Annotated in this window: 15 protein-coding genes; 7 read left to right on the top strand and 8 right to left on the bottom strand. The window is 67.5% G+C overall.

The window, feature by feature from the left end; translation table 11 throughout:
* Nucleotides 1-60: 60 nt before the first annotated feature.
* Nucleotides 61-387 carry a DUF6949 family protein gene (locus tag ASF08_RS05640; protein ID WP_056142390.1) on the top strand — a complete coding sequence of 109 codons (327 nt, stop codon included), beginning with the start codon at nt 61-63 and terminating at the stop codon, nt 385-387.
* Nucleotides 388-490: 103 nt separating this feature from the next.
* On the opposite strand, the gene ASF08_RS05635 is transcribed toward ASF08_RS05640, so the two are convergent.
* From ASF08_RS05635 to ASF08_RS05620, 4 genes are all read right to left on the bottom strand, one after another.
* Nucleotides 491-1174 carry a transglutaminase-like cysteine peptidase gene (locus tag ASF08_RS05635; protein ID WP_056142388.1) on the bottom strand — a complete coding sequence of 228 codons (684 nt, stop codon included), beginning with the start codon at nt 1172-1174 and terminating at the stop codon, nt 491-493.
* Between the two features lie 153 nt (nt 1175-1327).
* Complete coding sequence (locus ASF08_RS05630; RefSeq protein ID WP_147832148.1) at nt 1328-1924, bottom strand: transglutaminase-like cysteine peptidase; 597 nt, start codon at nt 1922-1924, stop codon at nt 1328-1330.
* Between the two features lie 420 nt (nt 1925-2344).
* On the bottom strand, nt 2345-2971 hold the full coding sequence (locus tag ASF08_RS05625; protein WP_018044040.1) for a PilZ domain-containing protein: 627 nt from the start codon (nt 2969-2971) through the stop codon (nt 2345-2347).
* A 112-nt stretch (nt 2972-3083) separates the two neighbouring features.
* A complete protein-coding gene (locus ASF08_RS05620; RefSeq protein WP_056142383.1) occupies nt 3084-3701 on the bottom strand; it encodes a PAS domain-containing protein in 618 nt (205 codons plus the stop codon).
* 317 nt (nt 3702-4018) lie between these two features.
* Between ASF08_RS05620 and ASF08_RS05615 the strand changes: the two genes are divergently transcribed.
* Together ASF08_RS05615 and ASF08_RS05610 are read left to right on the top strand one after the other, a co-directional pair.
* Nucleotides 4019-4804 carry a rhomboid family intramembrane serine protease gene (locus tag ASF08_RS05615; RefSeq protein WP_056142379.1) on the top strand — a complete coding sequence of 262 codons (786 nt, stop codon included), beginning with the start codon at nt 4019-4021 and terminating at the stop codon, nt 4802-4804.
* A 127-nt stretch (nt 4805-4931) separates the two neighbouring features.
* Complete coding sequence (locus tag ASF08_RS05610) at nt 4932-5363, top strand: CBS domain-containing protein (RefSeq protein ID WP_026175981.1); 432 nt, start codon at nt 4932-4934, stop codon at nt 5361-5363.
* A 28-nt stretch (nt 5364-5391) separates the two neighbouring features.
* Here ASF08_RS05610 and ASF08_RS05605 read toward each other — a convergent pair whose 3' ends face one another.
* The 3 genes from ASF08_RS05605 to folE are packed head-to-tail and all read right to left on the bottom strand — an operon-like array spanning nt 5392 to nt 7738.
* A complete protein-coding gene (locus ASF08_RS05605; protein WP_156629469.1) occupies nt 5392-6456 on the bottom strand; it encodes a patatin-like phospholipase family protein in 1065 nt (354 codons plus the stop codon).
* Entirely contained in the window at nt 6453-6893 is a 441-nt protein-coding gene (gene hisI, locus ASF08_RS05600) for a phosphoribosyl-AMP cyclohydrolase (RefSeq protein WP_018044035.1), read from the bottom strand. The genes ASF08_RS05605 and hisI overlap by 4 nt, the downstream gene beginning before the upstream one ends.
* Before the next feature lie 17 nt (nt 6894-6910).
* Nucleotides 6911-7738: a GTP cyclohydrolase I FolE gene (gene folE / locus ASF08_RS05595; RefSeq protein WP_026175978.1), complete on the bottom strand. Its 828-nt coding sequence runs from the start codon at nt 7736-7738 to the stop codon at nt 6911-6913.
* 222 nt (nt 7739-7960) lie between these two features.
* Between folE and ASF08_RS05590 the strand changes: the two genes are divergently transcribed.
* Genes ASF08_RS05590 through ASF08_RS05580 form a run of 3 tightly spaced genes read left to right on the top strand, consistent with a single transcriptional unit; the run spans nt 7961 to nt 9252 of the window.
* Complete coding sequence (locus tag ASF08_RS05590) at nt 7961-8404, top strand: iron-sulfur cluster assembly scaffold protein (RefSeq protein ID WP_027173118.1); 444 nt, start codon at nt 7961-7963, stop codon at nt 8402-8404.
* Nucleotides 8405-8408: 4 nt separating this feature from the next.
* Nucleotides 8409-8741 carry a membrane protein insertion efficiency factor YidD gene (yidD, locus tag ASF08_RS05585; RefSeq protein WP_056142375.1) on the top strand — a complete coding sequence of 111 codons (333 nt, stop codon included), beginning with the start codon at nt 8409-8411 and terminating at the stop codon, nt 8739-8741.
* Between the two features lie 40 nt (nt 8742-8781).
* Nucleotides 8782-9252: an OsmC family protein gene (locus ASF08_RS05580; RefSeq protein ID WP_056142372.1), complete on the top strand. Its 471-nt coding sequence runs from the start codon at nt 8782-8784 to the stop codon at nt 9250-9252.
* On the opposite strand, the gene ASF08_RS05575 is transcribed toward ASF08_RS05580, so the two are convergent.
* The gene (locus ASF08_RS05575) at nt 9239-10600 is read right to left on the bottom strand and encodes a 2-hydroxycarboxylate transporter family protein (protein WP_056142368.1); all 1362 of its coding nucleotides are present in this window, start codon (nt 10598-10600) and stop codon (nt 9239-9241) included. The two genes, ASF08_RS05580 and ASF08_RS05575, sit on opposite strands and share 14 nt — an antisense overlap.
* A 350-nt stretch (nt 10601-10950) precedes the next feature.
* On the opposite strand from ASF08_RS05575, the gene thrS reads away from it, so the two are divergent.
* Nucleotides 10951-12978 (top strand): threonine--tRNA ligase, encoded by a 2028-nt coding sequence (gene thrS / locus ASF08_RS05570; protein ID WP_056142365.1) that lies wholly within the window; start codon nt 10951-10953, stop codon nt 12976-12978.
* The last annotated feature ends 250 nt before the right edge of the window (nt 12979-13228 follow it).

Below are 13228 nucleotides of genomic sequence, written 5' to 3'. Positions count from 1 at the left end.
CAACTCGTAAACGCTCTGGCAGAGTGCACGCTCAATCCGTCGTCAACGGTCGAGCGCGCCATGGACATCAGCCCCTCCGCCATCGAATCGATTCGGACCCTGTGTGTCGGTCTCGCCTTGTCGGGCCTCCTCGCCAGCGCCTTCGAGCTCGTCTCCGACCGCCGCGCGAGCTTCAGCCTGCTGGAACGCGGCGGTGTCGGGGCGGTGGCGGCTCTGCCGATCCTGGCCTTCGGTGCTCCCTTCATCATCCTGCGCAACACCGTCCGCGGTCGCCGGATCGAGGGCCGTCCGATCCCCTTCGTCATGATCGCGACGATCATCGCCTGCGGCTGGAGCCTGCTCTCGGGCCGGATCGCCCTCAATCTCGCCCACATGATCACCGGTTGAGCGGAACGAGCCGCGCCAGCGGCTCAATGCGAGACGTCGCGGAGCCTCGCGTTTCGTCCGTCCGGGTCAGGACCAGCGAAGGGCGGATCGAGGCCACGATCGATCAGCGGTTGGCGGTGGCCACCGGCGAGGCGACGCCGTTGAGCGAGACCCAGGCCATGCTGTCCTGGCCCTCACGCTTGACGTAGGTGTAGCCGGTGCGGGGCGCGGACAGGATCGCGGTGGTCTTGTTGTCGAGGATGAGATCGCCCTTGTCGGTGCGGACCATCAGGACCGCATGGCCTTCGCCGATATCGTCGATGACGACGGTCATCCGTAGGGCACGACGGGGGAGGCCGCGCTCCACCAGCATCCTGCGCTTCAGAAGCTGGAAATCCTCGCAATCGCCGAAACCGTCATCGGGAAAGTCCCACCGGTCGACGACGCCCCAATGGGCCATGTCGGTGATCGGATGGATACGTGCGTTGACACGACGGTTGACGCTGGTGAGCGTACGCCAGATCGCCGGGTTGAGGGCGATGATCGCTGGCTGCGACGTGTCGACGATGCATTCGGCGGGGTATTTGGCGCAGAACCCGTTCCAGGCCGCCACCGGCCGGGCGCCGCCATTCTCGTTCACGGCCGGCGCATTGGGGAGGGCGGCGACCGGGCGCGCTTGCGTGGCGGCCCCGCCGAGGAGCAGGATGGAGCCCACCAGGGAGACCCTGGCCGCACGGCCGACCCGTCTCAACAGCCCGCTTCCCGAGAAGCTTCCGCCGTCGACGCCTCGCAGAATCGCGTGCCGCATTCCGGTCGCCCTGCCATTCGTTGCCGAAGGCAAGAAACTGGCACGCCCTGAGCTGGGGCTCAATCCAAAAGTTAAACCGGAATTAACTTCCCACTGGCTCGGGAGTTCCAGGGCAGAAATGTGATGTTTTCCGGCAACCCCGGAGAATCCGGTTCAGCGGTTCGCGGTGGTCACCGGAGACGTGACGCCGCCCAGGGACACCCAGGCCACGGAATCCTGGCTCTCGCGTTTGATGAAGACGTAACCGGTCCGATACCAGGGCAGGATCTCGCTGGTCTTGTTGTCGAGGATGAAGTCGCCACGGTCGGTCAGGAGCGTCAACACGGCATGGCCCTCGCCCTTCTCGTCGATGACCACGGTCATCCGCATGGCGCGGCGGGACAGGCCGGCATCGGCGAGGCGCTTGCGCTTGACGAGCTGGAAATCCTCGCAATCTCCCATTCCGTCCTCGGCGAGGTCCCAGCGGTCGGCTTCGCCCCAATGCTCTGAATCGGTGACGGCGCGCAGACCGGTATTCACCCGACGGTTGACCGAGACGATCAAGCTCCAAGTGGCGGGGGTGAGGGCGATACGGGACGGCTCATTCGCGTCGATGGCGCATTCGGCCGGGTAACGCTGGCAAAACGACACCCAGCCGACGATGGGGCGGGCGGCACCGAGAACATCGGCGGATTGCGAGGGCGAGGGCAGGGCGGCCATGGTCTGGGCCTGTGACGCCCCGGCGCCGAACATCGCCAGCGCCGCGAGCATCCCCAGCAAGAATGTTTTCGTCCGTGCCATCGCGACCACCTCGTCCAACGAGGACCACGATGCCGCCACGCTTCCTGTGCTGCGCTGAAACGGATCGGCGCAATTTTATCGATCCGACCTCGAAGCCTAGCCGCTGGCGGACAAAGCCAACCGGCGGCTGAACCAAGGACTCGCATTGGCGCGATCGCGTCAGGCAAACCGTAACCATGACGAGGCGGATGCGATCGGCGAGGATCTCATCCCCACCTTGCCCGGGCGCCGTGGATGTCGGAACGAACGACGAGGAAAGCCGGCACGGCCATCCCGAGCCGGGAGGATCCGACCTGTTGGACCGTATCTCGCCGACGCCAGGACGACCGAACTGTCGGCAGAACCCGAAGAGGCGGCGCTCTCAAGCCGAGGCGAGGCGGGGGGACGCTCTCAGAGCGTCAGGCCCTCATGGAACAGGTCGGGCGAGATCGGGAGCATGAAACCCACGCCGATGCCGCCCTCGAAGTAGCGCACCACGCGACCCGGCGTCCGCCCCACCATGACGCTTGTTCCAATCGGTGGCTGCGCCTGGGTCGAGAGGGCGACGCCGGACAGGGAGACGTCGATGATACGGGCGGCGACCTCGCGCCCGCCCTCGAGCTTCACCGTCACCCCGGTTTCCTGGGGCGTGAGACGCTCGTGGTTGCGCCCTTCGGGCAGGCCGAGGGCCTCGCGGTTGGAGATCCAGGTGAGCTGGGACGCGATCTTGTCGCGCTTGCGTTGAGTCGCATTCAGGCGAACCGCGATGCCGCCGCTGGGGAACCGGGCGATGGTCCCCTCGATGCGGCCGATACTCTCGAGATACAGCACGACGCGCTCGTCGAGTTCTCCCAGTACCGCGCAGGTCAGGCGGACGCCGCCCGGTGACATGTCGACGGTCTGGCAGGGAAATTCGCGGCGGTCGGCCAGCATGTAACGGCCGAGGAGGGCGACCTTGACCCGCTGATGACGACGCAGATCCGACGGCCGCAGCAAGCGAACCGGCTTCGCTTCAGTCTGCGCGAGAGCCTCGATCATCGCGGAATCCGCACTCGGGTTGGATCGTCGTCAGCACAATCGTACAGGTCTCTTGGTTACGAAAATCTTTGCCGGGATAGACGCGTCCCACGCACCATCCGTCAAAAGCCGATCAGACCCGCCCGCCGGGATGCACCATCAGGTGGCCGCGACGCACCGGCAGGCTGTCATTGGCGGGTTGCGGCAGGTTCCTGAGATTTGACGCGGCGTCGCTCCTGGCGAGGTCGATGACGTCGTAAGTCGGATCGAGGACGCGCAGGGACACGGATTCGAGCCGTTCCACGGGGCGCAGCCCCAGCCATTGCGGAACCACCTTGGGGCTGAGCGCTCCGAGCAAGCGGACCTGGGTTTGCCCACGGTGGCGCAGGGGAAGGAGCAGGAGTTCGAGGTCGATCTGCTCGTCCCGCTGCGTTATCCCGCGCAGACCCGCGACGATCCCGACCGTATCGACCGCCACCGTCTCCACGAGACGCCAGGGATCGGCCTGCCCCTCGCCCCAGATGGCGGCGAAGGCGCTGCCGCGCAATTCACGCCCGAACAACGCGCAGACGCGGGTTCCCGCAAGCCTGACCGTCGCGGCGGAACGCGCCATGTCGAGTTCCAGAATGAGGCTCTCGGACAGGAGGTTGCGGATCTCGCCGGGCTCGATCTCGCTCCTCTCGGGCGCGGCCCGCGTACCACGAAGCCGGTCCCAGTAATGGTAGAGCATACGGCTGGTCGGATGCTTCATGGTGTCCCGTCGTGGCACGGCCCCCGGGGGGACCTGTTCGAAATCGGCCCGATCCGCGCAGCGCTGGACACAGCGGACGGTTCGGTTAACAAGCCTGCGCACACCTTATGCCCGTCCAAGGCGGCACGCTCGCTTAAGCTTTGATTAGGGTTAACGCGCCAGGCTCACGCTGCCGCCGGGCAGCCATCGCGGCGATGTCCAGCAGGGTCGAAGCGTTCGGGTAGGGTCGGCGCTTCGCCCAAATCGCGCGCCGCTCGCCTGAATTTGCATGGACCGAGGGCTTGCGGCGGCAGCATCCGCGCCGACATGGTGACGCCATGGATGCCATGCCCGATCTGCCGCGCCAAAACCGCGTCCCCGTCTTCAACATGCCCGGCGCGGTGACGGCATCGATCGCCCTCCTGCTCGGCCTCCATGCCCTACGGGACTTCGTCCTGCCGGACGAATGGGACATCAGGCTTCTCCTGGACCTGGCCCTGATCCCAGGGCGCTGGCTGGCCTCGGTAGACCCGGATCGGGTCGCGGAGATCCTGTCTAAGGCAGCTCCCGCCTCCGCTGATGCGGTGGTCAATCCTTCGGCGAGCCTTTGGACCTTCGCCACATATGCGTTGCTGCATGACTCGTGGATGCATGTCATCATCAACGTGGTCTGGCTCGCCGCCTTCGGCTCCCCCGTGGCGCGGCGATGCGGCCCCTGGCGCTATGGTCTGCTCGGACTCATCGGCGCGGTGGCCGGAGGCATCCTGCACGTAGCCATCGATCCGCTCAGCACCGCCCCGCTGATCGGCGCCTCGGCCGGGGTCTCGGCCATGATGGCCGCCGCCGCGCGCTTCGTGTTCCAACCGCCTCCATCCTTCCTTGCCGGCCACCCCTGGCAGCGCGTGGCACATCCGCCCCTTCAGACCATTCCCGAATTGCTGAGGAACCGCACGGCGGTGATGTTCCTGGGTATCTGGCTCGTCACCAACTTCGTCTTCGGGATCATTTCACTGCCGCTGGGAGCCGAATCCTCCACGGTGGCGTGGGACGCCCATCTGGGCGGGTTCTTGGCAGGATTTTTCCTCTTTCCGATGCTTGACCGATCAAGAGGCGCAAAAGCGTAATTTTTCCGCATGTTTCGGCATCGGAAGGGCGGTCCCGTGGGTTGTCACGTCAGAGATGACGTCACACAATTCCGTGATGCGCCGGGATCAACCCGGCCCGCGTAACAGCCTATGGGAGATCATGGTCATGACCGTCGCACGCATCCTTTCCGAGAAGGGCGGCTCAGTCGTCACTGTGGAGCCGAACCGGACCTTGGACGACGCCATCCATCTCCTCGCCGAGAAGCGGATCGGCGCCATCGTCGTGAGCAATGACGAGGGTGCGGTCCTCGGCATCCTGTCCGAGCGGGACATCATCCGGGCTCTGTCCCGCCAGGGCGCGGGGGCGTTCGATGCGCCGATCTCGCAGCACATGACGGCGTCCGTGACCACCTGCACCCGGTCGAGCACCGTCGAGGAGGTCATGCAGCTGATGACCGACGGGCGCTTCCGCCACGTGCCGGTGGTCGAGGATGGGCGGCTCGCCGGCCTCGTCTCCATCGGTGACGTGGTCAAGCGCCGGATCGCCGCCGTGGAGGCGGAGCATCAGGCCATGCGCGACTACATCACCATGGCCTGACGCGGCGTCGATCGCGCCAGCTGGGGTCTCAGACCCGTTCGGCCGCAAGGGCCACGAGTTCCCTGATGCGCGGCAGCGCGGCCTTGGCCGCGTCCCGCCCGAGAAGGATCGCCTCTTCGGCGCGGTGGAACTCGAACAAGCCCATCTCCGCGAGGCGTGGGGACAGCATGAGATCCGGCGGGTCCCGCTCCAGCCTCGCCCGCGAGATCCGGTCCTGGGTGATGTTGAACGCGTCGAACATGACCCGCCCCATGCCGGGAGGGCCGGGTTCGCGGGGCGGGGCAGGGCGTGGCGCCGGCCCGCGCCGACCGGTGCCGCGCATGCGGTTCAGCAGGTTCCACCCCCGGCGCGACGTGGTGAGGGGCAGGGCCGGCGAGGCGGCCCCGTCGCCGTCGGGCCCGATCACCAGACCGGGCTCGGTCCGCGGATCGCCGTTGAGGTTCACGCAGATCACCAGTTCGGCCCCGAGCCCGCGCGCGAGCTTGACCGGCACCGGATTCACCAGCGTTCCGTCCATCATCAGGCGCCCGTCGAGACGCACCGGGGGAAACAGGCCGGGGAGGGCGTAGGAGGCCCGGATCGCCTCCACCAGGGAGCCACGGGTCAGCCAGACCTCGTCGCCCGAGCCGAGATCCGTCGCGACGCTGGCAAAGCGAATCGGCAGGTTCTCCACCCGCCGCGTGCCGAGATCGCCTTCGAGGCGGCGCTTCAACCGCTCGCCGGCGATGAGGCCAGACCCCAGGCGCAGGTCGAGGAGCCCCATGACCCGCCGCCGCGTCAGCGACAGGGCGAAATCCTTGAGCAGATCGAGCTTGCCGGCGGCGTAGCATCCCCCCACGACGGCACCGATGGAGCAGCCGGCCACCATGTCGGGGTGGATGCCGGCCTCTTCCAACACCTCGATGACGCCGATATGCGCCCAGCCTCGCGCGGAACCGCCGCCCAGAGCGAGGCCGATTCGCGGTCGCGGCGGCGGCTGTTCGGCTACGGGCTCGACATTGCCCCGTGGAAAGACCGGCTTCTGCGACAGGGTAGACAGCATGCCCTGGCGGTAGAGGGCGACCCCGCGAAAGGACAGCCCATCCCAGGTCACGGCCCGGCGGGTCCGAGCAGGGCCTCGCCGGATACCGGATCGAGGGAGACGGCGCGGTAGAAGCAGGAGCGTCGCCCGGTATGGCAACATCCGCCGTCGCCCCCGACCTCCACCGAGATCAGGAGCGCGTCCTGGTCGCAATCGACCCGCATCTCGACGACGCGCTGGACCTGCCCGCTCGTGGCGCCCTTGTGCCAAAGCTCGCTCCGCGAGCGCGACCAGTACCAGGCCTCGCCGGTCTCGAGGGTGAGCCGCAGGGATTCGGCGTTCATGTGGGCGAGCATCAGAACCCGGCCGTCATGGGCATCGACGGCGATGCAGGCGACGAGACCGTTCGCGTCGAAGCGCGGGGTCAGCGTTCCGCCTTCCTCCACATCCTTGCGCGAACCGGGCAGGGAGAACCCACCGGGCGCGGCGGAAGCTTGGCTCACCGTCATCGCGTGGAATGCCCGCGTCAGTTCTTGTTGTTGCGGACGAGGGTCAGGAACCGGACCTGCTCGTTGGCATCGTCCTTGAACACGCCGCGGAACTGCGTGGTCAGGGTAGAGACGCCGGCCTTCTGCACGCCGCGCATGGCCATGCAGAGATGCTCGGCCTCCACCATCACGGCGATGCCGCGCGGCTTGAGGATGCTCTCGATCACGTCGGCGATCTGGGCCGTCATGGTCTCCTGCGTCTGCAGGCGGCGGGCGAAGGTGTCGACCACGCGGGCGAGCTTCGACAGGCCGACCACGCCCTTGGTGGGGTAATAGGCGATATGGGCGAGGCCCATGAACGGCACCATGTGGTGCTCGCAATGGGAATAGAACGGGATGTCGCGCACGAGGACGATGTCGGAATAGCCCTCGACCTCTTCGAACACGCGCTCGAGCAGGGCATCGGCATCCTGCTCGTAGCCGCCGAAGAGCTGGCCATAGGCCTTCGCCACACGGGCGGGCGTGTCCTTGAGACCCTCACGACTCGGGTCGTCACCGGCCCAGCGCAGCAGGGTGCGCACGGCGGCCTCGGCCTCCTCCCGGCTCGGGCGGCCGGTGGCCACGGCATCGGGCACGCGCTTGGCCGAAGCGGGCAGGGGGGCGACCTCGGCGGGGGCCTCCACGGGGCGGGAATTGTCGTTGCGCATCCCGTTCAGGGGCGCGGGTACAGCCTTGGCAGTCGGGTCCATTCCCTGATGATCCGTCTCGGTCAGCCGGTAGGAAAGGGATTTGAGCGCGGCATCCATGGCATCTCCCGCACGGGCGACACGTGCGTTCATCGTCGAACTATCTGGTTTTGCGTACATCGTCGAACCATCTCGGTCGCGTTTTCAGCCGCGTTGCCGCAGGCCGGCGCCCGAACGATGAGAATTTCCTTGGCCGTGGGCGCGACCCTGGTCGACGAACCGCCTCCTCGCGAAACGGTACGCTGGCGCCTATATCGTCGTTATCGCGCCGCCGCGCAATGCGGGGAATGCGGATCAGACCATCGTGATCGGAAGCCGGCTCCATCCGGCAGGACGCCCCCCATGCTCGACGATATCTACAACCGCCGCATTCTCGAACTCGCCGCCGACATCCCGCGTCTTGGCCGGCTCGACGCACCGGATGCCAGCGCCACCGCCCATTCCAAGCTCTGCGGCTCCACCGTCACCGTCGATCTCTCGGTCAAGGACGGCACGGTGACGGACTTCGCCCATGAGGTGAAGGCCTGCGCCCTGGGCCAGGCGTCATCCTCGCTCATGGCCCGCCACGTGGTCGGCGCAAAGGCGGACGAGTTGCGGGAGGTGCGCGACACGGTGCGGCGCATGCTCAAGGAGAACGGGCCGGCACCGCAGGGCGAGTGGGCCGACCTCGCCGTGCTCGAGCCGGTGCGGGACTTCAAGGCGCGCCACGCCTCGACCCTCCTTACCTTCGATGCCGTGGTGAATGCCCTCGATCAGGTCGCCGCCAAGGCCCAGGCCGCCGAATAGAGCCATGGTCCGCCGCGCGGCCCATTGGGCGATCCGGGGCTACCAGCTCACCCTGTCGGGCCTGATCGGCCGGCAATGCCGGCACTGGCCGTCCTGTTCGGACTACACCGACGAGGCGATCCGCCGGCACGGATTGTGGCCGGGCGGCTGGATCGGGTTCTCGCGCATCTGCCGCTGCGGCCCGTTCGGCACGCATGGCATCGACATCGTGCCCGAGACCCTGCCGCCGCGCTCGGCCTGGTACGCCCCCTGGACCTATGGGCGCTGGCGCGGAGTGAACGCGCCGCCATCGCCGTTTGCGTGCGAGGCGGTGGAAGACGAGCGCGCGGGAGGGTAGCGTTGCCCCATCACCGGCGATGCGACGGAAGAAACACTGCATGTCGACCCATATCGCGGATGTCGCCTGGGCCCTGAAGCCCGGGGAGGATTTCGCCGCCGGGCGTTACGGCCGGGGGCACACAGTGACGTTCGATGGCGGCGTGACGCTCGCCGGCACCGCATCGGAGCACGTGGTCGGGAAATGGGCCGCTCGCGAGGCCGTCGACCCGGAGGAGATGCTGGTCGCGGCGCTGTCGAGCTGCCACATGCTGACCCTCCTCCATCTCGCGCGCCTCGCCGGATTCGGCGTCACCGCCTATCGGGACCATGCCGAGGGCGTGCTGGAGGAGACGAGGCCCGGACGTCGTGCGGTGACGCGGGTCACGCTCCGCCCGGACATCGACTGGGCCGGCACCGCCCCGGATGCCGAACGGCTCGCGGCGCTCCACGAGGCCGCGCATGAGGAGTGCTTCATCGCGAATTCGGTAAGGACGGAGGTCGTCGTGGCCGCTCCCCTCAGCCCCCGCTGACCCAGCGCATCACCACCAGCGTCCCCGTCACCGTCAGCGCGCCGCCGATGCGGGTGGCGATCTGGGCGAAGGGCATCAACGCCATGCGGTTGGCGGCGGTGAGGATCGCCACGTCCCCGGTGCCGCCCTGGCCGCTGTGGCAGGCATTCACGATGGCGGTCTCGATCGGGTACATGCCGAGGCGGCGTCCCACCAGGAAGCCGGTGGCCATCAGCGTCACCACCGTCGAGACGATGGTGATGAGGTTCGCCAGCGTGAACGCCGCCACCAGCTTGTCCCAGGGGGTCATCGACACGCCGATGGCGAAGAGCAGCGGATAGGTCATGCTGATCTGGACGAACTTGTAGGCGACGAAGCCGCCGGCCTGGAGGCGTGGCGAGACGGCGCTGGCGAGCTTGGCGAGCACGGCGAGGAACAGCATCGCCACGGGAGCGGGGAGCCCGGTGAGGTGGTGCATCATCACGCCGAGGAGGTAGAGCGTCACGGCGGTGAGCGCGGCCGCTCCCACTGTCGCCGCATCCACGGGCGCGTCCTCGACCTTGGCGGCGGTGACGTCGTTGTCCCGGTCCGGCTGGAGCCGGCCCTCGCCGGTGAGATGCGGCATCCGCTTGCCCACGGCATTGAGGGTGCCGGCCAGCACGATCGCCGTCAGGCTGCCGAGCATGACGGGAGGCAGAACCTGCGCGAACACGTCGCCCTGGCCCTGGCCGAGGATGGCGGCGTAGCCGATGGAGAGCGGGATCGCCCCTTCGCCGACGCCGCCGGCCATGATCGGCACGACGATGAAGAAGAAGGTGTGATAGGCGCCGAGGCCGAGCAGGGTGCCGACCAGCGTGCCCACGCAGGCCGCCGCCACGGAGCCGGCCGCCAGGGGCACGAAGATCTTCAGGAAGCCCTTGATCAGCACGTCCCGGTCCATCCCCAGGATGCTGCCGACGATGATCGTGGCGATATACAGGTAGAGGAAGTTTGTGAACTTGGTGAAATCCGTGATCGCCTTCACCAGCGGCGTCGGGATCAGCATGTAATAGACCAGGGCCGAGGGGATGAAGGTCGCGAAGATCGCGCCCGCCCCGATATTCTTCAGGACCGGCAGCCGCTTGCCGATCTCGGCGCAGGTGAAGCCGCCGAGCGCCAGCACCGCGATCATCGTCGGCGCATCGGGCTTGATCTCGCCCTCCGAGGTCAGGACGGCGAGGAGGGCGACGAGGATGAGATAGACCGGCAGGGGAATGATGCCGATCTTGACATCGACGATCCGCCACCAGCCCTGCGGCCAGAACCGGCGCGCGGGCGTCTCCGCCGCCGGGACGGGCTCGGCGGCAGCGGCGGAAGCTGGATTCGCCATCGATACTCTCCCTTCGGCCGGTCGCCTTTCGGGCCGGCCTGCTTGATCGGACCTTCTCGGCGAACCGGCACGAGCATCCGCCCGCTGCCGGCCATCCCGGTTCCGTGATGCGTGAATGGGCGGATGGGGCCGGAAGCTTGTCAATCGCAGCTTGTATCAACCGACCCGGATCGTCTCGGAAGTGCGTTCACGTCCGCGAGAGCCCGTAAAAGGCCGGTCGATGGCCCGCGCGGATTTCTTCCTCCTGCGAAACGGTCTAGACCGCGCCCCTCGCGCCGAGCGCGCGCCATCCGAACACCAGCCGCTTACCTGCCTCGTTCGCAGGAGTGAGCGCAAGGAGACCCGATCCGATGCCCATCCTGACATTCCCAGACGGCAACACCCGCAGCTACGACGCCGCGGTGACCGGCCGTACCGTGGTCGAGGGCATTGCCAAGAGCCTCGCCAAGCGCACCGTGGCGATGGCCCTCGACGGGCGCGTCCGCGATCTCGACGACCTGATCGATTCGGACGTGCGCATCGAGTTCCTCGACCGCGCCGACCCGCGCAGCCTGGAACTGATCCGGCACGATTGCGCCCACGTCCTGGCGGAGGCCGTGCAATCCCTGTGGCCGGAGACCCAGGTCACCATCGGCCCGGTGATCGAGAACGGGTTCTACTACGATTTCGCCCGCGACCAGCCGTTCACGCCCGAGGACTTCCCCAAGATCGAGGCGAAGATGCGCGAGCTCATCGCCCGCGACGCCCCCTTCACCAAGGAGGTGTGGAAGCGCGACGACGTGCGGGCGCTGTTCGAGTCGAAAGCCGAACGGTACAAGGTCGAGCTCGTCGACGCGATCCCACCCGGCGAGGACCTGAACATCTATCGCCAGGGCGAATGGTTCGACCTCTGCCGCGGCCCGCACATGACCTCGACGGGCAAGGTCGGCACCGCCTTCAAGCTGATGAAGGTGGCGGGCGCCTATTGGCGCGGCGATTCCAACAACCCGATGCTGACCCGCATCTACGGCACCGCCTGGGCCACGAAGGAAGACCTCGACGCCTATCTCCACCGGCTCGAGGAGGCCGAGCGCCGCGACCACCGGCGCCTGGGCCGCGAGATGGACCTGTTCCACTTCCAGGAGGAGGGGCCGGGCGTCGTGTTCTGGCACGCCAAGGGCTGGACCATCTTTCAGGAGCTCATCGCCTATATGCGCCGGCGCCTGAAGGGCGATTACGCCGAGGTGAACGCGCCGCAGATCCTCGACAAGTCGCTCTGGGAGACCTCCGGCCACTGGGACTGGTACCGGGAGAACATGTTCGCCGCGCAAAGTGCGGGCGACGAGGCTGAGGACAAGCGCTGGTTCGCGCTCAAACCCATGAACTGCCCCGGCCATGTGATGATCTTCAAGCACGGCCTGAAATCCTACCGCGACCTGCCCCTGCGCATGGCCGAGTTCGGCATCGTCCACCGCTACGAGGCCTCGGGCGCCATGCACGGGCTGATGCGCGTGCGCGGGTTCACCCAGGACGATGCCCACGTCTTCTGCACCGAGGACCAGCTCGCCGACGAATGCCTCAAGATCAACGACCTGATCCTCTCGACCTACAGCGATTTCGGCTTCGGCGACATCGTGGTGAAGCTCTCGACCCGGCCCGAGAAGCGGGTCGGTTCGGATGCCCTGTGGGACCATGCCGAGGAGGTGATGACCCGCGTCCTGGCACAGATCGAGGAGCAGTCGGGCGGCCGGATCAAGACCGAGATCAGCCCGGGCGAGGGCGCCTTCTACGGGCCGAAATTCGAATACGTGCTCCACGACGCCATCGGCCGCGATTGGCAGTGCGGCACGACCCAGGTGGATTTCAACCTGCCGGAGCGCTTCGGGGCGTTCTACGTCGATGCCGACAGCCAGAAGAAGGCTCCGGTCATGGTCCACCGGGCGATCTGCGGCTCGCTGGAGCGTTTCACCGGCATCCTGATCGAGCATTTCGCCGGCCATTTCCCGCTCTGGCTCGCGCCGGTTCAGGTGGTGGTGGCGACGATCACGCAAGATGCCGACGGCTACGCCCGCGAGGTGGTGGCCGCGCTCAACCGCGCCGGGCTCCGGGTCGAGTCGGACCTGCGCAACGAGAAGATCAATTACAAGGTCCGCGAGCATTCCCTGGCCAAGGTGCCGGTCATGCTCGTGGTCGGCCGCAAGGAAGGCGAGGAGCGCACCGTCTCGATCCGGCGGCTCGGCAGCCAGCAGACCCGCACCGCCGCCCTCGACACGGCTCTCGCCGACCTCCTCGCGGAAGCGACCTCACCGGACATCCGCCGGGCGCAGGCCGTGAACGAGAGCGTGCCCAGCGCCGACGTGGCGCTCGACGGCCAGCACGGGGAAAGCCCGACGCCTTGAGGCAGTCTCGGTGAGCACTGCCTTTCCCCGCACGCGGGGAGAGGCGGAAGACTATGCCCTACGGGTTCTGTTCCGAAAGGCCGGCGCGCACTCCCTCTCCCCGCACGCGGGGAGAGGGAAGCGACACCCCTGTCGTCAGCGCGGCGAGGCGGCAGCCGACGGTGAGGGGGCTTGGCTGGAGGAGCCATACCCGGAGTCACCCCCTCACCCTCGCCCTGCCGGGCTCACGCCGCCTCCCGACAAGGGGAGG

The sequence above is a fragment of the Methylobacterium sp. Leaf85 genome (assembly GCF_001422125.1).
GTDB classification, from domain to species: domain Bacteria; phylum Pseudomonadota; class Alphaproteobacteria; order Rhizobiales; family Beijerinckiaceae; genus Methylobacterium; species Methylobacterium bullatum.
Note: the sequence above shows the minus strand (reverse complement) of the source record. Positions and strands in the feature narration are given on the sequence as shown.